The organism is Janthinobacterium saanense, assembly GCF_014200675.1.
Classification (GTDB): domain Bacteria; phylum Pseudomonadota; class Gammaproteobacteria; order Burkholderiales; family Burkholderiaceae_D; genus Janthinobacterium.
In genome coordinates, this window is sequence record NZ_JACHCI010000004.1 from 35,984 (window position 1) to 58,816 (window position 22,833).

At 60.0% G+C, this 22,833-nt stretch carries 22 protein-coding genes and 1 riboswitch; of the genes, 9 read left to right on the forward strand and 13 right to left on the reverse strand.

What is annotated here, in order from left to right; genetic code table 11:
• The first annotated feature begins 396 nt into the window (after positions 1-396).
• On the forward strand, positions 397-1,608 hold the full coding sequence (locus tag HDE72_RS07195) for an ice-binding family protein (protein ID WP_183738406.1): 1,212 nt from the start codon (positions 397-399) through the stop codon (positions 1,606-1,608).
• Positions 1,609-2,026: 418 nt separating this feature from the next.
• Here HDE72_RS07195 and HDE72_RS07200 read toward each other — a convergent pair whose 3' ends face one another.
• Both HDE72_RS07200 and HDE72_RS07205 read right to left on the reverse strand, forming a co-directional pair.
• Positions 2,027-2,473, reverse strand: a complete 447-nt coding sequence (locus HDE72_RS07200; RefSeq protein ID WP_183738408.1) for a hypothetical protein — start codon at positions 2,471-2,473, stop codon at positions 2,027-2,029.
• A complete protein-coding gene (locus HDE72_RS07205; protein ID WP_183738410.1) occupies positions 2,470-3,087 on the reverse strand; it encodes a TetR/AcrR family transcriptional regulator in 618 nt (205 codons plus the stop codon). Before HDE72_RS07205 ends, HDE72_RS07200 begins: the two co-directional genes overlap by 4 nt.
• A 67-nt stretch (positions 3,088-3,154) precedes the next feature.
• Here HDE72_RS07205 and HDE72_RS07210 point away from each other — a divergent pair, with 67 nt between their 5' ends.
• From HDE72_RS07210 to HDE72_RS07220, 3 genes are all read left to right on the forward strand, one after another.
• Positions 3,155-3,673: a DUF2867 domain-containing protein gene (locus HDE72_RS07210; protein ID WP_183738411.1), complete on the forward strand. Its 519-nt coding sequence runs from the start codon at positions 3,155-3,157 to the stop codon at positions 3,671-3,673.
• A 96-nt stretch (positions 3,674-3,769) separates the two neighbouring features.
• On the forward strand, positions 3,770-4,381 hold the full coding sequence (gene pnuC / locus HDE72_RS07215) for a nicotinamide riboside transporter PnuC (RefSeq protein ID WP_183738413.1): 612 nt from the start codon (positions 3,770-3,772) through the stop codon (positions 4,379-4,381).
• Positions 4,378-4,911 carry an ATP-binding protein gene (locus HDE72_RS07220; protein ID WP_311735218.1) on the forward strand — a complete coding sequence of 178 codons (534 nt, stop codon included), beginning with the start codon at positions 4,378-4,380 and terminating at the stop codon, positions 4,909-4,911. Before pnuC ends, HDE72_RS07220 begins: the two co-directional genes overlap by 4 nt.
• Positions 4,912-4,920: 9 nt before the next feature.
• Here HDE72_RS07220 and HDE72_RS07225 read toward each other — a convergent pair whose 3' ends face one another.
• Positions 4,921-7,086, reverse strand: coding sequence for a TonB-dependent siderophore receptor (locus HDE72_RS07225; RefSeq protein ID WP_183738415.1), 2,166 nt, complete (start codon positions 7,084-7,086; stop codon positions 4,921-4,923).
• A gap of 64 nt (positions 7,087-7,150) precedes the next feature.
• Positions 7,151-7,257, reverse strand: a riboswitch (TPP riboswitch).
• Between the two features lie 150 nt (positions 7,258-7,407).
• Here HDE72_RS07225 and HDE72_RS07230 point away from each other — a divergent pair.
• Together HDE72_RS07230 and HDE72_RS07235 are read left to right on the forward strand one after the other, a co-directional pair.
• Positions 7,408-7,710: a ferritin family protein gene (locus HDE72_RS07230; RefSeq protein WP_183738417.1), complete on the forward strand. Its 303-nt coding sequence runs from the start codon at positions 7,408-7,410 to the stop codon at positions 7,708-7,710.
• A gap of 106 nt (positions 7,711-7,816) precedes the next feature.
• Positions 7,817-8,281 (forward strand): Imm26 family immunity protein, encoded by a 465-nt coding sequence (locus tag HDE72_RS07235; RefSeq protein ID WP_183738419.1) that lies wholly within the window; start codon positions 7,817-7,819, stop codon positions 8,279-8,281.
• A gap of 45 nt (positions 8,282-8,326) precedes the next feature.
• On the opposite strand, the gene HDE72_RS07240 is transcribed toward HDE72_RS07235, so the two are convergent.
• Together HDE72_RS07240 and ompR are read right to left on the reverse strand one after the other, a co-directional pair.
• Positions 8,327-9,682, reverse strand: coding sequence for a sensor histidine kinase (locus HDE72_RS07240; RefSeq protein ID WP_183738421.1), 1,356 nt, complete (start codon positions 9,680-9,682; stop codon positions 8,327-8,329).
• Between the two features lie 16 nt (positions 9,683-9,698).
• Positions 9,699-10,469: an osmolarity response regulator transcription factor OmpR gene (gene ompR / locus HDE72_RS07245; protein WP_183738423.1), complete on the reverse strand. Its 771-nt coding sequence runs from the start codon at positions 10,467-10,469 to the stop codon at positions 9,699-9,701.
• A gap of 226 nt (positions 10,470-10,695) precedes the next feature.
• On the opposite strand from ompR, the gene HDE72_RS07250 reads away from it, so the two are divergent.
• Complete coding sequence (locus HDE72_RS07250; RefSeq protein WP_260176560.1) at positions 10,696-11,085, forward strand: hypothetical protein; 390 nt, start codon at positions 10,696-10,698, stop codon at positions 11,083-11,085.
• Between the two features lie 172 nt (positions 11,086-11,257).
• Positions 11,258-13,117, forward strand: coding sequence for a flagellar assembly protein A (locus tag HDE72_RS07255; RefSeq protein ID WP_183738425.1), 1,860 nt, complete (start codon positions 11,258-11,260; stop codon positions 13,115-13,117).
• Here HDE72_RS07255 and arfB read toward each other — a convergent pair.
• Positions 13,114-13,512, reverse strand: coding sequence for an alternative ribosome rescue aminoacyl-tRNA hydrolase ArfB (gene arfB, locus HDE72_RS07260; protein ID WP_183738427.1), 399 nt, complete (start codon positions 13,510-13,512; stop codon positions 13,114-13,116). The two genes, HDE72_RS07255 and arfB, sit on opposite strands and share 4 nt — an antisense overlap.
• 223 nt (positions 13,513-13,735) lie before the next feature.
• On the opposite strand from arfB, the gene HDE72_RS07265 reads away from it, so the two are divergent.
• Positions 13,736-14,203: a chemotaxis protein CheW gene (locus HDE72_RS07265; protein WP_260176561.1), complete on the forward strand. Its 468-nt coding sequence runs from the start codon at positions 13,736-13,738 to the stop codon at positions 14,201-14,203.
• A gap of 39 nt (positions 14,204-14,242) precedes the next feature.
• Here HDE72_RS07265 and HDE72_RS07270 read toward each other — a convergent pair whose 3' ends face one another.
• The 7 genes from HDE72_RS07270 to dapC form a co-directional block, all read right to left on the reverse strand.
• Positions 14,243-16,243: an ATP-binding cassette domain-containing protein gene (locus HDE72_RS07270; RefSeq protein ID WP_183738431.1), complete on the reverse strand. Its 2,001-nt coding sequence runs from the start codon at positions 16,241-16,243 to the stop codon at positions 14,243-14,245.
• A 49-nt stretch (positions 16,244-16,292) separates the two neighbouring features.
• Positions 16,293-17,183 carry a 50S ribosomal protein L3 N(5)-glutamine methyltransferase gene (gene prmB, locus HDE72_RS07275; protein ID WP_183738433.1) on the reverse strand — a complete coding sequence of 297 codons (891 nt, stop codon included), beginning with the start codon at positions 17,181-17,183 and terminating at the stop codon, positions 16,293-16,295.
• 68 nt (positions 17,184-17,251) lie between these two features.
• The gene (dapE, locus tag HDE72_RS07280; RefSeq protein WP_183738435.1) at positions 17,252-18,388 is read right to left on the reverse strand and encodes a succinyl-diaminopimelate desuccinylase; all 1,137 of its coding nucleotides are present in this window, start codon (positions 18,386-18,388) and stop codon (positions 17,252-17,254) included.
• Positions 18,389-18,411: 23 nt separating this feature from the next.
• On the reverse strand, positions 18,412-18,765 hold the full coding sequence (locus tag HDE72_RS07285) for an ArsC family reductase (protein WP_183738437.1): 354 nt from the start codon (positions 18,763-18,765) through the stop codon (positions 18,412-18,414).
• A 215-nt stretch (positions 18,766-18,980) separates the two neighbouring features.
• Positions 18,981-20,525 carry an FAD-dependent monooxygenase gene (locus HDE72_RS07290; RefSeq protein ID WP_183738439.1) on the reverse strand — a complete coding sequence of 515 codons (1,545 nt, stop codon included), beginning with the start codon at positions 20,523-20,525 and terminating at the stop codon, positions 18,981-18,983.
• A 122-nt stretch (positions 20,526-20,647) separates the two neighbouring features.
• The gene (dapD, locus tag HDE72_RS07295; protein ID WP_183738441.1) at positions 20,648-21,475 is read right to left on the reverse strand and encodes a 2,3,4,5-tetrahydropyridine-2,6-dicarboxylate N-succinyltransferase; all 828 of its coding nucleotides are present in this window, start codon (positions 21,473-21,475) and stop codon (positions 20,648-20,650) included.
• 16 nt (positions 21,476-21,491) lie between these two features.
• Positions 21,492-22,721 carry a succinyldiaminopimelate transaminase gene (dapC, locus tag HDE72_RS07300; RefSeq protein WP_183738443.1) on the reverse strand — a complete coding sequence of 410 codons (1,230 nt, stop codon included), beginning with the start codon at positions 22,719-22,721 and terminating at the stop codon, positions 21,492-21,494.
• Between the last annotated feature and the right edge of the window lie 112 nt (positions 22,722-22,833).

The following is a 22,833-nucleotide window of genomic DNA, read 5'->3' on the forward strand; positions in this document are numbered from 1 at the left end:
AAAATATAATTTAAAAATTAGATTTTTGTATCTAATAATCTATTAGTACTGTATGGTTCCCTCAAAGCCGCCCATAGTGTTGCTCGTTAATTCGGAGCCCTCCCCAGCACACGGAGTACTTTGTACATAATCCGCTGCTTGCCGCCCATATCCTGCGGTACTTCCTTATCGCCACCAGCCACTACCAGCAGTCGTACTGGCTTGCTTTGTTCGCTTATGTCGTTGCAGGTGTTTTACCTCTGCTGCCTGCTGCGTATCGCGGAAAACACCATATGTACTTCTGCCAGGATAGCTTGTATACGCTCTGCGTCGCTCTCTTAGACGCATCATTGCTCCAGAGTACTATGGTCCAAGAACGCCTATTTACTAAAGCGCAAGATGCGCAAGAAGACTGCTATGAAACTGACTCAATTAGTGCTCTCATTAATCGTTGCATTGTATGGTGCTGTAGTACATGCCGAAACGGTTCCTATATTGGATAACTCCCTTGGTAATGTTTCTGTATTTGCAAATACGTATGTGACCACCGGAGCAAACTCAATCGTAATTGGCAATATTTTGTCAGGTGGAGTAGCAACGACAGGGGCGAACTCCTCCGTTAGTAACAATATTATTTCTGTTGGTGCTGTAACCATCGGTGGTGGCTCTTCGTCTGTCGGCGGTAATGTTATATCCGGGGGGGTAAGCACTATTGGTAATGCTTCTGTCGTTGGGGGATATCTGACGTCCCTCGGAGCTGGAACCATCGGAGCCAATTCAAAGGTGATTGGTAATATGGTGAGTGATGGCGTAGGCACCCTTGGTGACACGTCCTCCGTAGGCGGCTATCTTTGGACCGGTGGTGCTGCCACGGTAGGTGCCAATGCCAGTGTTGCTGGCAAGATTGAGGCTTTGGGAGCTATTACCTTGTCCGCAAGCAGCAAGACTAACGGAACCGGAACGCTATCCTCAATGCCGGTTTTGACCGGGGTGCCGTCGAATGTATTGCATGAGTCACAACAAATAGGCACCGCACAGGCCGCATTGAATACCATGGTGCCAGGCACCGCTTTACCCACCACAATGACCATTGACACTACGCTTTATCCGGGCGTCTTTAGCGCAGCCAATTTGTCTACCACTGCAGGCATCACGCTGACGCTTGACGGCCAGAACAAGAGCAATCAGTCTTGGGTATTTAATATCGATGACTACTTTGTCACGGGAGCCTCAACAAAAATCGTCGTGATAAATGCAAATGCCAGTGATAGTGTTATCTGGAACAGTGGTGGTTATGCGAGCTTGGGTGCCAGTACTACATTTATTGGAACCATACTGGCGAAAGACTACGTTAGCATAGGGGCGAACGCAAACGTTACAGGGATAGGTGATTCGTGCGGTGGAGTTTTCTCTGCATCGTCATATGTTTCTACGGGTGACGGAGCACGTATAGGAGGAAACGGATGTAGTGGTATCGGTAGTGGCTTTAATATTGTCGATGGCACTGCTGTATATGGTAGTACCATACCTGCGATACCGGAGCCCTCGATTTACTGGATGCTGGCGGCGGGTCTTTTTGTGTTCTGTCTAATCCGATATCGGGAGCGGCAAGTTGTTTTGGCATCGTGAATGAGAACCAGCCCGAATTGAAGTCTTTACGGTCAGCGCCGATGCCAAGCCGATTGGCACTGCCGGCGACGATGAGCACTTGGAGCTATGCCTGGTCCGTGAAGCCCAGCCTGGATTGCGCTGCACTCGTCGCTCACATCGATCAGGAACTGTCAGCGGAGTGCAGGGAAATGAACATGAATCCACCGTATGCCACATCTCCCGGCCACATCTGGGACTTGGTCGATAATGATGGTTAATGGCGGGATGAAAGCAGAGTAGTTAGCACTGCCTTCGGCCAGCCTCAGCTGCCTACCGTCAAGTTCAGCGCCGTCAAGAAGCTGGTACATAAGCAATAACTATGTTGACGGATGAGCTAGGGATAGAGTTGCTGGAAGCCGCATTCGCCTCCATGGCCGATGCGGCTTTTTCATGTCCATCAGTACACTACCAAGTTGCCGTCGGCTAGCCGCCCGCAGGGCCAGTGGCCGTCGCGGTAGAGCGCCAGGGCGCCCCACCAGAAACCGCGGCGCTCAGCGAGGATTTCAAGGCTGGCCATGCGGACGCAATAGAGCGCGGCGCCGATGGCGGCCGGGGTGAAATCGTGCGCTCCCACGCACATGTCTTGCTCCGGCACCGCACGCAAGGCGTGCAGCGCCAGTTTGTAGTTGCTCATGACCTCAGGAAGATAGGGAATTTCGCGTTGCTTGAGCAGCTGTATCAAGGCATCGCCATGCACCGGATCGGGTTGGTCGCGAGAGGTGGGCAGCCAGTCCATGCCTGCGCTGTCCCAGGCATTGAGGTCCGGGAGGGCGGCCTGTCCTGGTTGCGCTTGATACCTGCCTACCGCGCTGAACCATTGGATGCCATCGGGTATTTCCATCATGGCTGGCGCTCCTGCTGCAGGAAGGCTTCCACCGGCAACTGAAAAAAACGCGGCACCAGCGCGGGCGACAAATCGTCGCCGCTCTCCGCCATGGCCAGGCGGCCACTGAGCAGCAGCATCACGTAGCCGTGGCCCAGCGACCAGCCGGCGCTGGCGGCGGCCCGTTCCCAGCGTGGATCGACGCCCGCTTCGCGCACGGCCGCGCCTGCCGTCTGCAGCACGTAGTTGAAGCACGCTTGCGCCGCCTGTTGCAGGGCAGGGAACTGGCGCACGTCCTGGTGTTCGAACATCAAGCGGTAATGGGCGGGCGCGTTGAGTGCGAATTCGATATATAGCTGGCCCAGCAATTGAAAGCGCTGTTCGGCTGGCAAACTGCCTGCTGGCGGCAATTGCTGATCCCATTTGGCCATCATGGCGGCAAAGCCGGCGGCGGCGACGTCGGCCAGCAAGGCTTCCTTGCTGGGGAAGTGGCGATACACGGCGGCGATCGATACGCCCACCGTGCGCGCCAGTTCGCGCAGCGAGAGGGCGGCATCGTTTTGCTGCGCCAGTTGCGTGATGGCCGCCACGATCAGGGTGTCGCGCAGATTGCCATGGTGATAGTTTGCTGTCATGAGATGTTATCGGTGTTCACATGTTGGTGTATGATCACCATGTTATCACTGAAAACATGAGGATTCCATGCAAGCGATGAAGATAGCCGTACGCGCCGTGGCCATGCCGCCAGAGAGCAGCATTGCGCACCTTTACCCGGGCAGCAAGCTGGCCGACGCGTATGCCGTCGACTTGCCGAATCAGGCAATGCGGCAGATGGCGATGGACAGCCTGGCGCGCCATGTGCTGGGCAGCCAGCCTGGATGGGCGCAATCCCTGATGACGGTGCGCGATGCCATCGTCCAGCCTTTCGGCATCAAGACGGCCAAGCAATTGGCAGCTGTTCAGGATGGGCGCATCGGCATCTTCCGTATTTATGCTGTCAGCGACGATGAAATTATTCTGGGCGAAGATGACAGCCACCTCGATTTTCGATTGTCCCTGCTGCGCAAGCGGCAGGCTGGGCCGCATGGCAATATCACCTTGTCGAGTGTCGTGCATTGCCATAACGGCGTGGGCCGCGCTTACATCGCCTTGATCAAGCCGTTTCACAAGCTCATCGTGCAGCGTTCGCTGGCGCGCGCGGTGAAGGGCGGCTTTGGCTAAGGCGCTGCGCTTGCAATCTTGCTTATTCAAGCCCGGTATTGCATACTGCGCCACCAGCCTCATCCCGCGCGCCCTGCCGCGCCTATTCTCGATCTCATGAACGACTCGCTCCTCCTGCTGGGTTTTACTACCACGCCGCTAGAACTGATTTCCTTTGTGCTGGCGATGGCCACCGTAGCACTCAATATCCGCCAGAATCACTGGGCCTGGCTGCTGGGAATTATTTCCTCGGGCGCTTACGGTTTTGTCTTTTTCGAATCGCGTCTGTATGGCGACATGGTCTTGCAACTGGTGTTTATCAGCGTCTCGTTCTGGGGCTGGTACCAATGGCTGCATCCCGATAATGGCGCGCCCGTCCTGCCCGTCACCGTGCTGGCGTGGCGCGGCTGGCTGGCCAGTATTGTTGCCTGGGCCATCGGCTTTGCCCTGATCGCCTGGCTGCTGACCTCGACCGACACGGACGTGCCCAATGCGGATGGTTTCCTGACGGCCGGCAGCCTGGTGGGGCAATTCCTGTTGTCGCGCAAGAAGCTGGAAAACTGGATCGTCTGGATCGTGGTCGATATCCTGTATGTCGCCCTGTACATCCATAAGGGCTTGCCGCTGACGGCCGTGCTGTACGGTATCTTCGTCTTGATGGCGGCGGCTGGCTGGCGGGCCTGGAAAAATTCTGCGCCGGCCGCGCCCGATGCGATGGTTCTGAAGTGAAGCTGCCATTGCTGCGCGTGGCCATACTGGGCGCTGAATCGTCGGGCAAGTCGACTCTGGCGGCCGCGCTGGCGGCGCATTTCCACACGGTATGGGTGCCCGAGTATTTACGTGAATTTGTCGAGACAAAGGGCCGGGTGCCGGTTGCTGACGATCAGTTGCTGATCGCCAGCACCCAGCTGGCGCGTGAGGATGAGGCGATGGTCTCAGCGCGCGATGTGTTGATTTGCGACACTACGCCCCTGATCACGGTGATTTACAGCCGCCATTATTTTGGCGGTGAAAATGAGCCGCTGGCCGTCTTGGCGCAAGCGGCCCGCTATGACGTGACCCTGGTGACGGCGCCCGATACGCCGTGGGTGGCGGACGGCTTGCAGCGCGAGTCGGAAGCCGTACGCCAATTGATTTACCAGGGTTTGCTTGATGAACTGGCCGTGCGCCAGATCCCGTATCAGTTGCTGCAAGGCTCGCTCGACCAGCGCATGGCAATCGCCATGCCACTGATCGATGCTGCGCTGGCCAGGCGCTAAAACGCTGGCTTAAAAGTCGAACTGGGCCGAGACGCGCAAGGTGCGGCTGGCGCCCGGGAACAGATAGCCGCCCGCCAACGGCGTGGCGTCGCGCCAGTAGAATTTGTCGAACAGATTGTTCACGGTGGCGCGCAGGATGGCCGGTGTGCCCGCGATGCGGGTAGCGTAGGTGGCGCCTGCATTGAAGACGTTATACGATGGCACGAAGGTGGTGTTGTTGAACTCGAATGCCTTCTTGCCCGCATATTCCCAGCTGCCATTGACGGACAAGCCCGCCACTTGCTGCACCGTATAGTCGGCGTGCACTGTCGTCTTGAAGGCGGGCACATTGGGAACGCGCTTGCCGTCCAGGTCGGTGCTGCCCGTGCCTGATTGCTGGCTGTTCAGCAAGGTTGCCGATGCGCTCAGGCGCAGCTCGTTTGAAACTTTGCCCTGGGCCGACAATTCCAGGCCACGGTGTTGCGCCTGTCCTGCGCGCACGAAATAATTGTCGGCGTTGACAAACTCCAGGCCCTTGCGGATCTGGAACAGGCTGGCGGCCACCATGAAATCCGGTGTCAAATCGGCTTTCACGCCAAACTCGATCTGCGTCGAGCGGCTCGGTGACAATTCCACGTTGGGCAATGCCGTGTAGATGCTGGAGACACCGCCATGTTCCATGCCTTGCGAGTAAGCGCCATACACGGCCACATTTTCAAGCGGGTTATACACCAGCGCCACGTTCGGCAGCAGGAAGCCATGTTTGGAACGCACTTCTGCATCGGCAGGATCGGCGGCCAGGATGTACTGGTAGCCATCGACACTGATATGGCGCAAGCCGGCATGCAGTTTCCAGTCGGGTGCCAGGGTCAGGATGTCTTGCACGAAGATGGAGTTTTCCTGGTCCTTGCGCACCAGGCGCACGGGGCCGGTGACGCCCGGCGAGGAGGGCACGATCACGGGATGGTAGATATTGCTGATACCCGTTTCATCGTAGACATAGTTGCCGGCGCTATCTTTGCGGTGGAAGGTAGAGACACCGGCCGTGAATTCATGGCGCAGGCTGCCGGTGGCAAATTTGCCCTGGATCATGGCTTGCGCGCTCAGTGGTTTCTTGGTTTCGCCCAGGCTGCGGTAGTCCCAGACCGAAAAGTCGCCATTGTTGCAAAACACCGGGGCCTCGCCTGCCGGGCTGCAGCCATACGGGTAAGCCGTGTAGTCGTCGCGCTTGAATAAATGCTGGTTGGCCGACAAGGTGGCGTGCCAGTCTTCATTGAAGGCGTACTGGAAGCGCAGGCCGAGATTGGCGGTGACGGTTTCCACCGGATGCGTCCACGGCTGCTGGTTGAGCATGGTGTCGGCGCTGACGTGGGAGGGCAGGCTGCCGTTGCTGAGCAACTGGAAGCCGGGGGCTGTGACCTGCGCCTTGTCCTGGTAGTCGGCATCGAGCTGCAGCAGGGCTTGCGGCGAGATCTGCCAGTCGAAGGCGCCGGAAATGAATTTGCGGTTGCCATCGGCGCCCTTGATGTACGAGCGCAGGCGCTCGGCCGCCACGTTGATGCGGTAGCCGAAACGCGGGTCTTCCAGGCGGCCGCCCAGGTCCAGCGCGCCATACAAGGTGCCGCGCTCGCGCTCTTCCAGGGTGACCGTGCGCAGCGGCGTGGCGGTCGGGCGCTTGACGATGTAGTCGATCACGCCGCCCGGCGCGGCCATGCCCGCCTGCAAGCCGGACAAGCCTTTCAGCACTTCGATGCGTTCCTTGTTTTCCAGCGGGATTTGCGTGTCGCCGGGAATGGCTATCCCATCCTTGCGGTAGCTGGAATTGTTATCGAGCGTAAAGCCGCGGATAGAAAATTGCTCGGCATAACCGACGGCGTTGTAGGAATCGTTGATGCTGGCGTCGAGCTTGACGGCCTCGCTGGTATTGCGGATCTGCAGGTCCTGCATGTCTTGTTGCGAGATGACGGTGACGGCGGCCGGCGTTTGCAGCAGCGGCGCGTCGGAAAAACCGCCGACGGCCACGCGCTTGGCGGCTGGCGCCTTGCTGGCCGTGACGACCACTTCGGCCATGTTTTGCGGATCGCTGGCAGTGTCGCTGTTGTTATCGGCGGCAAATGCGGGCGCGGCAAACGCGTGCAGGATGGCCAGGGTCAGGACGGAAACAGATACGTTTAAAGATGAGTTCGGTGTAGGCATTGATGGCTCGTGGTACGGCAGTGCGGCTTGTTCGGCTGGCGCCAACGCAGGAGCTATCAAAGGAGGGAGGTACTTTGCGCTTTCCTTCGCTGGCATTATCCAGATCAGGTACGAAGGGTATCTCTCACCCGGAAAACGTTGAAGCTGTTCCCAGGACCCCTAGCGAAGTGACAGCTTAGCATGAAGCAGGGCAGGCTGTCGCCATGGCTGATGGTTTTACAACACATGCCATGCAGGACGTAGCGCTTGAGATTTTCAGGCGCGCAGTGGAGAATGCAGCGCAGATGATATCCGATTGACTCTGCCACCCAAGGAAAGCGCATGACTACCCTCCCGCTCGAAGAATCCGATTTGCCGGCCACTGCGCTGGACATGCACCGCGCCATCGGCGCCCTGATCGCCAGCCTGCAGGCGCTCGATGTGAACAGCCAGCGCTTCGAGGCCTGCACCGACCCCGAATTGCGCCGCGTGCTCGCGCATGCAGGCGATACCAGCCGCAAGGAAGCGTCGATGCTGCTCGAATGGATGCGCCGCCGCGACGCGCGCCTGGACAAGGAAATGAAGGAAGCGCTGTTCAAGGCCGGCCCCATCGTGGCCCACTATCATTACGACGAGAAGATATAAGTAATACGAGTAACTGATGGTTTGATGCCGCGACGTACCATGCGCCACTGGCGCGCCGGCTCGCGTAAACTACGCCCCTGTTCCACTTAACATTTTCAGGGGTTTTATGAAGTCTTTACCATACCGGGAAGGCAGCTGGTTTGCCGTGCCTTTGACGGGCGGCGGTCATGCCGTCGGCGTGGTGGCGCGCACGGCGCCGGCCGGCCGCATCATGCTGGCGTATATGTTCGGGCCGAAACGCGACGCGCTGCCGCCGCTGGCCGAGCTGGAAACACTGCAGCCAGCGCAAGCCGTGCGGCGCTTGCGCACGGGCGACATGGCCTTGCTCAATGAGCGCTGGCCATTATTGGGTGACAGTTGCGAATGGCAGCGCGAGGCCTGGCCCATGCCGGCCTTTATCCGCCGCAATGAATCCCTGCAGCGCGCCTGGCGCGCCACCTATGCCGATGCTGATCCGGCCAAGCTGGACCGCGAGGAATCCGTGCCCTTCGACACGCCGGGACTGGAAAGCGATTCCCTGTACGGTTATGGGGCGACGGAGTTGTTGATGACTAAGCTGCTGACGCAGTAAAGCATGAAGCTGCCGGGGCGCTTTCCCCGGCAGCTCGCCGACATATTACACCGCCGGCAAACTGATCTGGAACGCCAGCCCGCCGCCTTCGCGGTTGCGCACCTGCAGTTCGGCGCCGTGGCGCAGCAAGACGCGGTCGACGATGGCCAGGCCCAGGCCGGCGCCATTGGCCTGGCCCCGCGCCGTGTCCAGGCGCGTGAAGGGCTTCAGCATTTGCTCGATCTTGTCGGCCGGTACGCCGGGGCCGTGGTCCTGCACTTCAATCACCACGCGTTTGGCGCCGTGGATGCTTTTCACCTGGCAGGCAAAATCGATTTCGGTGATGTCGCTACCTTCCGTCTTGCCATAGCGGCGGGCATTTTCCACCAGATTGTTGAGCACGCGGCGCAGATCGGTGGCGTTGCCCATGGCATGCGCGCCTTCGGCTATCTCGGCCGTGACTTTCACATCCGGCAGGCGCATCGCTTCACGCGTCAGGTCCGACAGCAAGCCGCTCAAGTCCACTTCGATAAAACTCGACGCTTCCGTCGGCTTGGCATAGTCGAGGAACTGGCCGATGATGGCGTCCATCTGGCCGATGTCGGACTGTATGCCTTCACGCGCTTCATCGGACAGATTGGCCATTTCCACTTCCAGCTGCATGCGTGCCAGCGGCGTGCGCAAATCGTGCGAAATACCGGCCAGTATCACGGCGCGGTCCGATTCCACCTGCTTTAAATCGTCGACCATCTGGTTGAAGCTGCGGTTCGCTTCGATGATTTCGATCGGGCCTTTCTCTGGCAGCAGCGCAGGCTGCTTGCCCTTGGCGATATCGCGTGCGGCCGCCGTCAAGCGCGACAGGGGCAGGTTGATCAGGCTGGAAATGATGGCCGCGCCCAGCAGCGACAGCAGCGACACCAGGCTGGCCCAGCCCAGCCACTGGAAGCCCGTCAGGCCGCGCAGGCGTTCGCGGTCCAGCATCAGCCAGTATTCATCGTCGTCGATCTTGAAACTGACCCAGAAACCGGCCACGCCATTGACGCGCGCGGAAAAGCGCGTGTCCTTGCCCAGCTTGGCTTTCACCAGCGTTTCAATATCGGGCATCAGGAAATTGTCGGGCGGCGGATCGATGCGGTCATCATCCTCGAGCGGAAAGATGCGGATGCCCTCGTTGCTGACCAGGTCGAACAGCAGCTCGCGGCGCAGCTCGGGCGCCGAGTGCGTCAGCGCCGCATGCGTGATGGTGACGACGGAAATGACCTGGGCGGAAATCTGCTGCGCCTGCGGCTCGCGCTGGATGAGCGAAATCATGCCGATCCAGGCCGTCATGCTGACAGTCGTCAGGGTGCCCAGCAGCAGAAAAGTGCGCCAGAACAGGCCACTTTTCAGCCGTGCCAGGCTGATATCAGGAACAAGTTTCATTCTGCCTCGCCAGCGATCAGCGCGGCTGTCCGTCCGGGATGAACACGTAGCCCAGGCCCCATACGGTCTGGATGAACAGCGGGCTCGATGGATCTGGCTCGATCAGTTTGCGCAGGCGCGAAATCTGCACGTCCAGGCTGCGGTCGAACACTTCGTATTCACGGCCGCGCGCCAGTTCCATCAGTTTTTCACGCGACAGCGGCTGGCGCGCATGGCGGGCAAACACTTTCAGCACGGAGAATTCGCCGGTGGTCAAAGGCACTGTGTCGCCATTCTTTTTCAGGGTGCGCGTGCCCAGGTCGAGCACGAACTCGCCGAACTCGAAGGTTTGCGGCGTTTCCGATGGCGCGCCAGGAATTTCGTCGGGACCCTTGCGGCGCAGCACGGCGCCAATGCGGGCCACCAGTTCACGCGGATTGAACGGTTTTGGCAGGTAATCGTCGGCGCCCATTTCCAGGCCCACGATGCGATCCACGTCTTCGCCCTTGGCCGTCAGCATGATGATCGGCGTCTGGTCGCCGGCGCCGCGCAGGCGGCGGCAGATCGACAGGCCATCTTCGCCGGGCAACATCAGGTCGAGCACCAGCAGATCGTAGCGTTCACGCAGCCACAGCTTGTTCATGGCTGTGGCGCTCTCTGCCGTGAAGACATTGAAACCCTGCTCGGTCAGATACCGGCGCAGCAGATCGCGCAGTCGCACATCGTCGTCGACCACCATGATTTTTGCCTGATGGCCATGCGTCGATTGCGTTGTTGTATTACTGCCGGATGAGGAAGTTGTGGTCATTTAAGGTGTCGTGTTATCTTGATTTAGTTGATATAGTAACGCCTGTCGCGGCAGTGGGAAATGGCTATGTTGACCCATTACAAACTGTTACAAACTTTACCCAATTACTCTTACTGCACCGTCTAAAGCATCATACACTGGGTGCCATAGTGGAATTGAGCTTTATGGCTTTAACAGCTTGATGCTTCACAGCTTTATGTTTACGGCATTGCGGAAGAGGAACTCAATGAATATCGTTAGCAAAAAAATTCACGCCGCTCCTAGCGCACTTGTTTCTGCACGTGCCGTGCTGTCTGCATTCGTCGCTGGCTGTGCGTTGACGTCCGTTTTGGCGTCGGGCGTGGCATCTGCCCAGGCGCCGCAGCCGCGCCGCGAAGAGCCGCCGCAGTTGCAAAGCCAGCGTTTCGAACAGACGCCCAAGGTCAATGATACGCGCATCCGCGATCAACGTGACGCACGCAGTTTCGATACCCGTAATGAAGAGCAGCGCCGTGCCAATGAAGGCGTTGATGCATCGCGCCGCAATGGCCGCATGACACCGGATGAACGCCGCGATCTGCGCCGCCAGATTAATGAAGTGGGGCAGGATATTTACGCCAATCCACCACGGCGCTAACACGTCTGCATGAGTTTATTAAAACCGGGCCTTGTTATTAACAAGGCCCGGTTTTTTTATATCGGCGTTATATTTTTGCGCACCACATTTTTTTCATGCGCAGGCACGCAAGCTCGCCGCATGCTATTGTTCCTGTGCATTCCGACAAGTTTTCTTGATGTGGAGGAAAGTGGTGAGCGACGACGATACGCCTGTTCCTGATGCGGCTGCTGCGGGGGATTTGCCGCATGGAATAATCCAGCGCAAGGAAGGGGTGTTCCTGGACCTGTCTCTGGCGCCGCTGGAATTGCGCGCCGCCGTCGATCAGCTGTTCCAGTCCGGCCGGCTGCTGGAGGGTCTCGACTATCCGCTATTCCTGCTGACCTTGTTCCACGCACCGGCGCCGCGCGGCGCGCCCCGTAGCGAGGCCCTGTTGCGCATCGCCGCCCGCATCGCTGCTTTTTCCGCCTCCCGCCGTGCCTTGTATAAAAGCATCAAGCTGCGCGGCGACACGGCCGAATTCTATTTTGAAGCGATGCCTGCCGATGCGGATGGCGTGTTGCCACTGCGGCGTGATCTTGATGAGCTGGTGGCCGATTTGTGGGGCAAGGGCGTGCGCTACGGCATCGACAGCGCCGCCGTGCGGGCCATCATCGAGTCAGGCAAGGCCGAGCGCATCACGGTGGCGCGCGTGCTGGCGCCGCAGCCGGGGCGCGATGGGCAACTGGTCGAAGTGTCGCAAGGCATACACCGCGACGATGCGCCGCGCGAGCTGGCCGATGGCCGCTTCGATCTGCTCAGCTTTAAAAACCGCTTTCCGCAAGTGAAAAAACATGCGCGCCTGCTGCGCAAGCTGCCGGCGGCGCCAGGGCTGCACGGTTATGACCTGGCGGGCAATCTCTTGCCGCCACCCGCACCGCAAGAAATGGACCTGGCTGCCGTGGCAGGCAGCGGCACGGTGGTCGAGCATTTCAGCGACGGCGATTATCTGGTGGCCACGCAAGATGGCTATGTGAATGTCGATGAGAGCGGCAAGATCTCCATCGACAACAAGATCGTCAGCCGGGAAGGCGTCAGCAGCCGCACCACCGGCAATCTGAAACTGCGCGCTGCCTACGAGGAATATGGCGAAGTGCAGGAGCAGCGCATGCTCGATGGCAGCGACATCACCATCCATGGCGATGTGTATGGCCATCTGCATTCACATGGCGGGCTGATCTTGCTGCACAGCAACTTGGTGGGTGGCACGGCCTTCAACGAACACGGCAACATCCAGGTCGATGGCGTGGCGTCCGGTTCCGTGCTGCAGGCGCTGCATGGCGAAGTACATTTGCAGCGCGCGGAAAGTTGCGTCATTTCCGGCACGCGGGTGGTGATCGACCATGCCAGCAATTGCGACATCATCGCCGACGAGGTCGTCATCGAACTGGCCGAAGGCTGTGCGGTGGCGGCGCGCCACATCCGCATCGGCAGTGCAGGGCCGCGCAAGCACGTGGAAATGCTGGTGTACCCGCTGGTGCCCGATTTAAGTGTGCTGGAGCAGAAGATCACCGACGATCTGGCGCGCGCCGCCCAGTATGAGCAGGTGCAGCGCAAGCGGCAGCAGGAAATTGATGACATCGCGCAACTTCCCGACGTACGCAATTACCTGACCCTGGCTGGCCAGCTGCGGCGTGGCGAACTGGTGCTGCAGGCGGCCCAGCAGGCGCCCTACGACAAGCTGGCGGCCCGCATCGCTCCCGTGCTCAAGGAGGTGGCGCGGCTGCGGCTGGAAGTGAAACAATCTGAAATCCTGCAGGCGCAGATGCTGGCCCTGGCCGAGCAGGCGCGGCAGGAAAGGCTGGCCACGGCTGGCCAGTCGCGCTGCGTGCTGGGCCTGGTCGATGGCGACACCAGCGTGCGCGCGATGACGGTGCCGCCCGGTTTTGCCAAGGTGTATGACCGGCCGCCGAAAGAAATCCGCGCCTTGCTGCGCAGCGCCGTGCCGCCCACGCAGCCAGTGTTTTCGGACAGCAGCGGTGCGCTCGACTGGACGTACGCGCCCCCAGTTTAATCGCGCACTTTTCCCCGTGTTTGCTTGAGCAGGCTGTGCGTGCTCTTGCTGTCGAGCCGGCGCCGCTGCGAGCCGCGTGTGGGCTTGGTGGCGCGGCGCAGGGTGGGCAGGAAGGTGACGCTGTCGATGATTTCCTGCAGCCGCCGCAAGGCTTCTTCCTTGTTTTGCTCCTGGCTGCGCGATTGCTGGGCCTTCAGGATCAGCACGCCATCCTTGCTGATGCGGCTGTCGCGCAGGGCCAGCAAACGTTCCTTGTACGCTTCCGGCAGCGACGAGGCGGCGATAGGGAAGCGTAAATGAATCGCGCTGGAAACCTTGTTGACGTTTTGCCCGCCCGGGCCTTGTGCGCGGATGGCGGAAAATTCGACGTCGGCGGGATTGACGAGGTGTTGCATGGTCTGATTGATCAAAAACAATGGCCCATTGTAATGGAAGACGCCCGGGCACATGGCGGACTCCGGGAATGACTTGCATTTCGGAAAAATTGATGTTTCTCAACGTTGCCACAGGCGATGCTGGTTAGTATGACCCCAGTCTTGCGCTACTGCGCATCCTGGCAAGTACTTAGCAGATGAAAGGAATATCATGCAGCCCACGACGACGCCTGGCGCGGCAGCAATGGCGGATACTCTCCGCGCGCCATACCTGAGTTTTCGCTTGGGCGGCCTGGAATATGGCTTGCATTACGGCAGTGTGCAAGAGTTGCGCCCGCTCAAGGAACTCGACCGTTTTTCCTCGCAAGGCGAGGTGCTGCAAAGCGTGGCCGTGTCGCGTGGCGTGATCATCCCCATTGTCGACATGCGTGCCGCGTTCGGCGGCGCCCAGGAAGCCCCCGATCCGTCCACCGATGTGATCATCCTGCAACTGAGCACTGGCGTGATGGGCATGGTGGTCGATGGCGTGACCGATATTGTCAGCCTGGCGCCGGCCGACATTACGCCCGTGGCCGGCCTGGGTGCGGTCGAAGCCGGCTATCTGCTGGGCGTGGGCGTGGTGGACGGGCGCCGCCTGATCCTGGTCGATATCGACAGCTTGATGGCGATCCGCCTGCCAGGCCCCCATTCCAGCCCGATGCAGGCAGCCTGAAAAAAAGGCGACTCATCGAGTCGCCTTCCTGATTGCTGATCAGCCCAGTTTTTCCAGCTGATCCTGCAAGTCCAGCCATTCCGCTTCCAGCTGCGCCAGGTCCTTGCTGAAGAAGCTCTGGTCAGCCAGCAACTGCTTCAGCTTGGCCTTGTTGGCCGCGTCATAGATGCTCGGTTCGCCCAGCTTGGCGTCGGTTTCCGCTTTTTGCGCATTGCGCTTGGCGATCTGCTCTTCCTGGCGCTTGATCTTGTTTTCGATCGGCTTGCGCAGCGCCGCAGTCTTCTGGCGCTCTTCGGCTTCCTTGCGCTTGTCGCGCACCGGCGCGGCAGGGGCCGCTGCTACCACTGGCGAAGGTACGGAAGACGTCACCGGGAAATCGGTCTTGTTGGCCTTGCCGGCGGCCGGCAGCACGTCGGTGCCCTTGCCCAGCTTGGTCTTGAACAGCCAGTCCTTGTAATCGTCCAGATCGCCGTCGAACGGCTGCAGCTTGCCGTCGGCAACGATGATGAATTCGTCGGTGGTGGCGCGCAGCAAGTGGCGATCATGCGATACCACCACCAGCGTGCCTTCGAACTGCGCCAGCGCTTCGGTCAGCGCTTCGCGCGTTTCCAGGTCCAGATGGTTGGTCGGTTCATCGAGCAGCAGCAGGTTAGGGCGCTGCCAGACGATCAGGGCCAATGCCAGACGCGCTTTTTCACCGCCCGAGAAGGGCGCGATCGAGGCGGTGACCATATTGCCCGGGAAGTTGAAGCCGCCCAGGAAGTTGCGCAATTCCTGCTCGCGCGTGGTGGGTGCAATCTTGGACAGATGCCACAGCGGCGATTCGTCATGGCGCAGCATTTCCACCTGGTGCTGGGCGAAGTAGCCGATATTCAAACCCTTGCCCATGGTGGCGTCGCCCGTCAGCGGCGACAGTTCGCCGGCGATGGTCTTGATCAGGGTCGATTTGCCGGCGCCGTTCTGGCCCAGCAAGCCGATACGCTGGCCGATCTGCAAGGAAAACTTGATGCCGTTGACGATGGTCTTGTGGGTGATTTCGCCGGTAGCGTCGTTTTCGATCTTGTAGCCTGCATCGACGTCTTCCATCACCAGCAGCGGATTCGGCGCCGACAGCGGCTCGCGGAACTCGAACGAGAATTCGGCGGCGGCGCGCAATGGCGCCAGCTCTTCCATCTTCGCCAGCGCCTTCATGCGGCTCTGCGCCTGGCGGGCCTTGGAAGCTTGCGCCTTGAAGCGGTTCACGAACGATTCCAGATGGGCGCGCTTGCGTTGCTGCTTTTCCAGCGCGCCGGCGGCCAGTATCATTTGCGCCGCGCGTTGACGCTCGAAGCTCGAATAGTTGCCCGAGTAGCGTTTCAGCTTGCGCTCGTCGATATGCACCACCACGTTGACGACTTCGTCGAGGAAGTCGCGGTCATGGGAAATGATCAGCAGGGTGCCGGCGTAGCGTTTCAGCCAGTCTTCCAGCCAGATGATGGCGTCCAGATCCAAATGGTTGGTCGGTTCATCGAGCAGCAGCAGGTCAGACGGGCACATCAGCGCTTGCGCCAGGTTCAAACGCATGCGCCAGCCGCCCGAGAAACTGGCCACCGGTTGCTGCATCTGGTCCAGCGTAAAGCCCAGGCCCAGCAGCAGTTGCTCGCCGCGCGACTGCACCGTGTAGGCGTCGGCATCGGCCAGCGCGCTGTACATATTGCCGATGGCGATGCCGTTTTCCGTGCTTTCCGGCTGGGACTCGAGGTAGGCCAGTTCGGCTTCGAGTTTGCGCAAGGTGGCGTCGCCGTCGATTGCGTAATCGAGCGCCGCGCGGTCCAGCGGCGGGGTTTCCTGCGCCACGTAAGCCACGCGCCACTTGGCCGGGAAATCGATCTCGCCCTGGTCAGGATGCAGCTCGCCGCGCATCATCGCGAACAGGCTCGATTTGCCCGCGCCATTGGCGCCGATCAGGCCGATCTTGTCGCCCGGGTTGAGGGTGACATCGACTTGTTCGAGCAACGGTTTGATGCCGCGCATCAGGCTTACTTGTAGGAAACGTATCATTTTTTTCTTTGTGTTGTAAATTAAGGCACTGCGATGCTTATGCCAGCGCTTACGCCAGTTTCAACTGCTCGGCCGTCAGCAGGAACACCATGTCGTCGCCGGCGCTGGTGGTCAGCCAGGTCAGGCCCAGTTCGCCGAAGGCCGCTTCCGCATATGCGCGCTCATTGCCGATTTCGATCATCAGGATGCCGTCGTCGCTCAGGCGCTCGGCCGCACCGGCGATAATCTTGCGCACCAGGTCCATGCCGTCGCTGCCGCCATCCAGGGCGATTTGCGGTTCGGCCAGGTATTCCTGGGGCAGCGCGCCCATCGAGGCGGAATTCACGTACGGCGGGTTGCTGATGATCAGATCGTATTTCTTGGCCGGCACGTTGGCGTACAGGTCGGACTCGATCAGGTTCACGCGCTCTTGCAACTTGTAGGTGTCGACGTTGCGCTTGGCCACGGCCAGCGCATCGGCTGAAATATCGACCGCGTCCACGCTGGCGTTCGGGAAAGCGTCGGCCATCATGATGGAAAGGCAGCCTGAACCGGTGCACAGTTCCAGGATGTTTTCCACCGCTTCCGGTTCCGCCACCCATGGCGAGAAGTATTCAGGGATCAGCTCGGCGATGAAGGAGCGCGGCACGATCACGCGCTCATCCACGTAAAAATTGTAGGTGCCCAGCCAGGCTTCCTTGGTGATGTAGGCGGCTGGCACGCGGTCGATGCTGCGGCGCTCGATGACGGCCATCACGGCAGCGACTTCCGACGGCAGCAGTTTGGCGTCCAGGAAAGGTTCGAGCTTGTCGAGTGGCAATTTCAAGGTATGCAGCAGCAGATACGCCGCTTCATCGAAGGCTTCGGCGCTGCCATGGCCGAAAAACAGCTTGGCGGCGTTGAAACGGGTGGTGGCGTAGCGCAACAGGTCGCGTGGCGTGGAAAACGGATTCGGTGTCATGGCATTCTCGATAGAGCGGGTGATGCAATTGATGGCGGCTAAAGGCCCGCTGAAACGGGCCTGGTGTTTTATTCGGGCAGCAAATGCTCCAGCGTACGGCGGTAAATATTCTTCAGCGGATCGATGTGGCACACGTCGATGTGCTCGTCAATCTTGTGAATACTGGCATTGGGCGGCCCGAATTCTATCACCTGAGGGCAGATCTGCGCGATAAAGCGGCCATCGGAGGTGCCGCCGGTGGTCGATAACTCCGTCTTAATGCCGGTTTCTTCTTCGATTGCGCTCGATAAGGCATCGGACAGCGTGCCGCGTGGCGTCAGGAAAGGCTGGCCGCTCAAGGTCCATTCCAGGCCGTATTGCAAGTCATGCCGGTCGAGGATGGCGTGCACTCGTTCTTGCAGCCCTTCAGCGGTGCTGGCGGTGGAGAAACGGAAATTGAAATCGACCACCATGGCGCCCGGAATCACATTGTTCGCGCCCGTACCCGCGTTGATGTTGGACATTTGCCACGAAGTTGGCAAATAGTATTCATTGCCCTCGTCCCATTGTTCCGCCACCAGGTCAGCCAGCGCCTGCGCCGCCACGTGAATGGGGTTTTTCGCCAGATGCGGATAGGCAATGTGGCCCTGGATGCCCTTGACCGTCAAGCGCCCCGACAGCGAGCCACGGCGGCCATTCTTGATCATGTCGCCCAGTTGCGCGCTCGAGGTCGGCTCACCCACCAGGCAATAATCGATCTGCTCGCCGCGCGCCTTGAGCTTGTCGCAGACGATGACGGTGCCATCGGTGGCCGGGCCTTCCTCGTCGCTGGTGATCAAAAAGGCGATCGACCCTGTGTGGTCGGGCGTGGCGGCGATGAATTCTTCGCAAGCAACCACCATGGCGGCGATCGAGGTCTTCATGTCGGCTGCGCCGCGGCCGTACAACTTGCCGTCGCGCACCGTAGGGATGAACGGTGCCGAGCGCCATTGTTCGACCGGGCCGGTCGGCACCACGTCGGTATGGCCGGCAAACACGAACACGGGCGAGGTGGTGCCGCGGCGCGCCCACAGATTGGTGACGTCGTTCGACTGTATCGTCTCGCAGACAAAGCCCAGCGGCGTGAGGATATCGATCAGGTGCTGCTGGCAGCCCTTGTCGTCAGGCGTGACCGAGGACAGGGCGATCAGTTTTTCAGTCAGGGCGAGGGTTTTGGAGGTGGTCATGGGGCTAAAGCGAAGATGAAGGCTCAAACTGAAAAAATTGCTTTGTATTGCGCATCCGAAAATGCCACGCTGAACTTGCCAGCCTTGTCCAGCACGGGGCGTTTGATGATGGACGGGTTTTCCAGCATCAGCTCGATAGCGCTGGCGGCGTCGACGATGGACGCCTTGCGCTCATCGCTCAAGGCGCGCCAGGTTGTGCCTTTCTTGTTGACCAGCACATCCCACGGCAATTGCTGCAGCCATTGTTCTACGGTAGCCCGTTCCAGGCCCTGTTTCTTGAAATCATGGAAAGTGAAGTCGAGTTGCTGCGCGGCCAGCCAGGTACGGGCCTTTTTGACGGTATCGCAGTTGGGGATACCGTAGAGTGTCATCGTCATAATGGGGTGTGCTATGGGGAATGAATGCGGATTACTTGATCGCAGCGCTTGCGCTAATCCGTGAATTTTAATACCGCCATTATACCGTCGATGCGGCGGTGCAACACGGCCAAGTTGTAAGGCCCGCCTTGCCTGGAGCAGTGAACTGCGCATGCCTGACAGGGGGATGCGGCTCACGTAGTCGCGGGTCCGGGCAGTCACCGCATCGGGATTGCCTACACCGGCCGTGGCGCCGCTTTGCTCTCCGGTGGCCCGAAGTGCATGCCCAGCCGCAAGGCCAGCGCGCGCAGGGCGCCGCTTTCCTGCTGGTGCAGGGCCAGCGCGATATGGCCGTCGGGGCGCACCAGGTAGGCGGCATCGCGGCCCAGGCCAGCTTGCTTGGCAGCCACATTGAAGGTGTAGCAATGCACGGGCAGTTTCAATATGCGTGCTTCATCGAGCAGTTCCGGCGCCGGCACGCCATAAATGTGCAATTGCCAATCCATGCTGCGCAGGGCCAGGAAATTGTCTTGCGTGCCATCCGAAAACCAGGGCAGGCGGTCGCCGCCCCGCAGATGTTCCGCATGGCCGCCAGACAGGGCGCTGTCTTCATAGCTGATCTGGATTTGCGAGACGGTCTTGAACAGCATGCGCCGCGCGGCTTCAAAGCCGGACAGGAAGGGCAGCGCGTGCGGCACCAGCCATTTGCGCAGCACTTGGCCTGTCATGCCTTGCGAGACGATGGCCTGGAAGGCGCGGTCGGTGGACGCGACCAGCTTGCGGGCAAACACGATGCGCTCAGCTTCATAGGTGTCGAGCAGGGCGTCATGGCTGCGGCCCTGCAATTTTTGCGCCAGTTTCCAGGCCAGGTTGACGGCGTCGCCCAGGCCCGTATTCATGCCCTGGCCGCCCACGGGGCTATGCAAATGGGCGGCGTCGCCCAGCAGGAAACAGCGCCGTTCGCGGAAGTGGGTCGCCACGCGGTGGTGCACTTTATAAGTGGAAAACCAGTTGACCTGTTCCACCTGGATATTGAGCAGGGTTTCCACCTCGCCGCGTACATCGTCAAACACGGGCGCGGGCGCGCCTGGCGGGCGGTCGGGCAGGATGCCGATCAGGCGCTGCATGCCGCTGGTGCGCACCGGCAGCATCAGGGCGAAGCTGTTGGCGCCCAGGTGGGCGTGCAAGTCGCTATTGCTGCCAGCTACTTTTGCGTCGGCCACGTAATACAGATGATCGTAAGTGCCGCCTGATAAGTCGATGCCGGCGATTTCGCGTACCTTGCTGCGCGCGCCGTCGCAGCCGCAGATGTAATTAAAAGTACAATATTGGCGTTCGCCATCCTTGAGCAGTATGGCTTGCACTTCGCTATCGTCCTGCGTCCACAAGTCCAGGGTGACATTCCACTCCACCTGTACGCCAGCGTCCGCCAGCTTGCCGACCAGAAAGCGTTCATGTTCATCCTGGGGCAGGCTCAGCACGAAGGGATAGGGACTCAGGCCTTCGCCGATTTCGCCCAGCGCCAGCTTGACCAGCTCTTCGCCGCCTTCATGCACATGCACGGTATGGATCTGGATGCCAAGATTGACCACCTCGTCGGCAAAGCCCATCTGCCGGTAAAACTCCAGCGTGCGCGCATGCATGGCCATGGCCCGCGACGCCTGGCCGGGACCGCTATTTTTGTCGATGATGCGGCACGCCACGCCGTGGTGGGCCAGGCGCAAGGCCAGCATCAGGCCGCTGGGGCCGGCGCCAACGATCAATACGGGAGGTGTATTCATGCCATCGAGTATAGGACAAGATGAGCAAGGGGCAGGAGACGATTGAAGTGTCTGCCTGGAAATGAAAATGTCCCGCAAGGGCGGGACATTCAGGGTGCGGCGATTGCTTTGCAGCTAGTCGATCAGATGCCGCGCAGCAATTCGTTAATGCCCGTTTTCGAACGCGTCTGAGCATCCACGCGCTTGACGATCACGGCGCAGTACAGCGAGTACTTGCCATCTTCCGAAGGCAGGTTGCCCGATACCACGACGGAACCGGCTGGCACGCGGCCGTAGGTGACTTCGCCGGTGGCGCGGTCGTAGATCTTGGTCGACTGGCCGATGTAGACGCCCATCGAAATGACCGAGTTTTCTTCGACGATCACGCCTTCGACGATTTCCGAACGGGCACCGATGAAGCAGTTGTCTTCGATGATGGTCGGGTTCGCTTGCATAGGCTCGAGTACGCCGCCGATGCCGACGCCGCCGGACAGGTGGACGTTCTTGCCGATCTGCGCGCAGGAACCAACGGTGGCCCAGGTATCGACCATCGCGCCTTCATCGACGTAGGCGCCGATGTTGACGTAGGAAGGCATCAGCACCACGTTCTTGGCGATGAAGCTGCCACGGCGGGCGACGGCTGGCGGCACCACGCGGAAACCGCCCTTGGCGAAGTCTTCAGCGGTGTAGTTGGCGAACTTGGTCGGTACCTTATCATAGAACTGCATCGTGCCATCCGACGGCATGGCGACGTTGTTTTCCAGGCGGAACGACAGCAGCACGGCTTTCTTGACCCATTGGTTGACGACCCAGTCGCCCGTGGTTTTTTCCGCCACGCGGATGCTGCCATTGTCCAGGCCATTGATGACGTGGGAAACGGCGTCGCGCAGTTCAAAGCTGCCATTGCCCGGGTTGATCTCGGCGCGGTTTTCCCAGGCCTGGTCGATGATGTTTTGCAGTTGTTGGCTCATGATGAAGTCGTGTTCTTTAGTTAGTTGAGGCGGATGCGGAAAGCTGCTGGCAGAATTTTACTATGCGCTGCGCCGCTTCCAGCCCTTCGGCCGTTTCGGCCACCAGGGCCATGCGGATGCGGTTGCGGCCCGGATTGATGCCGTGCGCGTCGCGCGCCAGGTAGCTGCCAGGCAATACCGTGACATTATATTCGGCGTACAGGCGTTGCGCGAATTCGGTGTCCGACAAGCCGGTGCGGCTGACGTCAGCCCACAGGTAAAAGCCGGCGTCGGGTAATTGCACATCCATCACCGTTTGCAGCAGCGGCGTGATGGCGTCGAACTTGGCGCGGTACTTGGCGCGATTTTCCTCGACATGGGTTTCGTCGTTCCAGGCCGCGATAGAGGCCGCTTGCACGGAGGGGCTCATGGCGCCGCCGTGATAAGTACGGTAGAGCAGGAATTTTTTCAGTACTTCGGCGTCGCCAGCCACGAAACCCGAGCGCATGCCCGGCACGTTCGAGCGTTTCGACAGGCTGGAAAACACCACCAGGCGCGCATACGGCCGTTCCACGGTGGACAGGCCCAGCATGTGCGCCGCCTGCAATGCGCCCAGCGGGGCCGTATCGCCATGGTAAATCTCGGAATAGCACTCGTCGGCGGCGATCACGAAATCGTAGCGCTCTGACAAGGCGAACAGATGTTCCCAGTCCGTCAGCGTCAACACGGCGCCGGTAGGGTTGCCCGGCGAGCACAGGAATAGCAGCTGGACTTTTTCCCACACGCAGGCCGGCACCTGGTCGTAATCGCAGCCGAAATTGCGGGCCGGGTCGGAATTGACGAAATAGGGTTCTGCGCCGGCCAGGTAGGCCGCGCCTTCATAAATCTGGTAAAACGGATTCGGGCTGATCACCAGCGCGCCAGCCGTCGGATCGATCACCGTTTGCGCCAGCGCAAACAGCGCTTCACGCGAACCATTCACGGGCAAAATCTGCGTGGCCGGGTTCAGCGCTGGAATGTCGTAGCGGCGTTCCAGCCAGCCGGCGATGGCGCCGCGCAAGGCTTCCGAACCGATGGTGGTCGGGTAGCTGGCCAGGCCGCTGATGTTGTCGATCAGCGCCTGCTCGATAAAGGCCGGCGTCGGATGCTTGGGTTCGCCCATGCCCAGGCTGATGGGAGCATAGTCGGGATTGACCGTCACGCCGGCAAACAGCTGGCGCAGCTTTTCAAATGGATATGGTTGCAGTTTGACAAGAAGTGGATTCACGGGCTGACCAGGACAGTAGGGTGGGAACGAAGTCGGGCTGCGGAGTTTCCGCTAACCAGCCTGTCATTATAGCCTCGGCGTGTGAGCGTTGTGCAACGCGGCAATGTTGGTA

Bases quoted from the DNA above. Each gene is read 5' to 3' on its own strand.
- dapD (WP_183738441.1), bottom strand. From the start codon at position 21,475: ATGAGCCAACAACTGCAAAACATCATCGACCAGGCCTGGGAAAACCGC.
- HDE72_RS07230 (WP_183738417.1), top strand. From the start codon at position 7,408: ATGACTACCCTCCCGCTCGAAGAATCCGATTTGCCGGCCACTGCGCTG.
- HDE72_RS07250 (WP_260176560.1), top strand. From the start codon at position 10,696: ATGAATATCGTTAGCAAAAAAATTCACGCCGCTCCTAGCGCACTTGTT.
- HDE72_RS07235 (WP_183738419.1), top strand. From the start codon at position 7,817: ATGAAGTCTTTACCATACCGGGAAGGCAGCTGGTTTGCCGTGCCTTTG.
- HDE72_RS07285 (WP_183738437.1), bottom strand. From the start codon at position 18,765: ATGACGATGACACTCTACGGTATCCCCAACTGCGATACCGTCAAAAAG.
- HDE72_RS07290 (WP_183738439.1), bottom strand. From the start codon at position 20,525: ATGAATACACCTCCCGTATTGATCGTTGGCGCCGGCCCCAGCGGCCTG.
- ompR (WP_183738423.1), bottom strand. From the start codon at position 10,469: ATGACCACAACTTCCTCATCCGGCAGTAATACAACAACGCAATCGACG.
- HDE72_RS07210 (WP_183738411.1), top strand. From the start codon at position 3,155: ATGCAAGCGATGAAGATAGCCGTACGCGCCGTGGCCATGCCGCCAGAG.
- HDE72_RS07205 (WP_183738410.1), bottom strand. From the start codon at position 3,087: ATGACAGCAAACTATCACCATGGCAATCTGCGCGACACCCTGATCGTG.
- dapE (WP_183738435.1), bottom strand. From the start codon at position 18,388: ATGACCACCTCCAAAACCCTCGCCCTGACTGAAAAACTGATCGCCCTG.
- pnuC (WP_183738413.1), top strand. From the start codon at position 3,770: ATGAACGACTCGCTCCTCCTGCTGGGTTTTACTACCACGCCGCTAGAA.
- HDE72_RS07270 (WP_183738431.1), bottom strand. From the start codon at position 16,243: ATGATACGTTTCCTACAAGTAAGCCTGATGCGCGGCATCAAACCGTTG.
- HDE72_RS07200 (WP_183738408.1), bottom strand. From the start codon at position 2,473: ATGATGGAAATACCCGATGGCATCCAATGGTTCAGCGCGGTAGGCAGG.
- HDE72_RS07240 (WP_183738421.1), bottom strand. From the start codon at position 9,682: ATGAAACTTGTTCCTGATATCAGCCTGGCACGGCTGAAAAGTGGCCTG.
- HDE72_RS07265 (WP_260176561.1), top strand. From the start codon at position 13,736: ATGGCGGATACTCTCCGCGCGCCATACCTGAGTTTTCGCTTGGGCGGC.
- HDE72_RS07195 (WP_183738406.1), top strand. From the start codon at position 397: ATGAAACTGACTCAATTAGTGCTCTCATTAATCGTTGCATTGTATGGT.
- arfB (WP_183738427.1), bottom strand. From the start codon at position 13,512: ATGCAACACCTCGTCAATCCCGCCGACGTCGAATTTTCCGCCATCCGC.
- HDE72_RS07225 (WP_183738415.1), bottom strand. From the start codon at position 7,086: ATGCCTACACCGAACTCATCTTTAAACGTATCTGTTTCCGTCCTGACC.
- prmB (WP_183738433.1), bottom strand. From the start codon at position 17,183: ATGACACCGAATCCGTTTTCCACGCCACGCGACCTGTTGCGCTACGCC.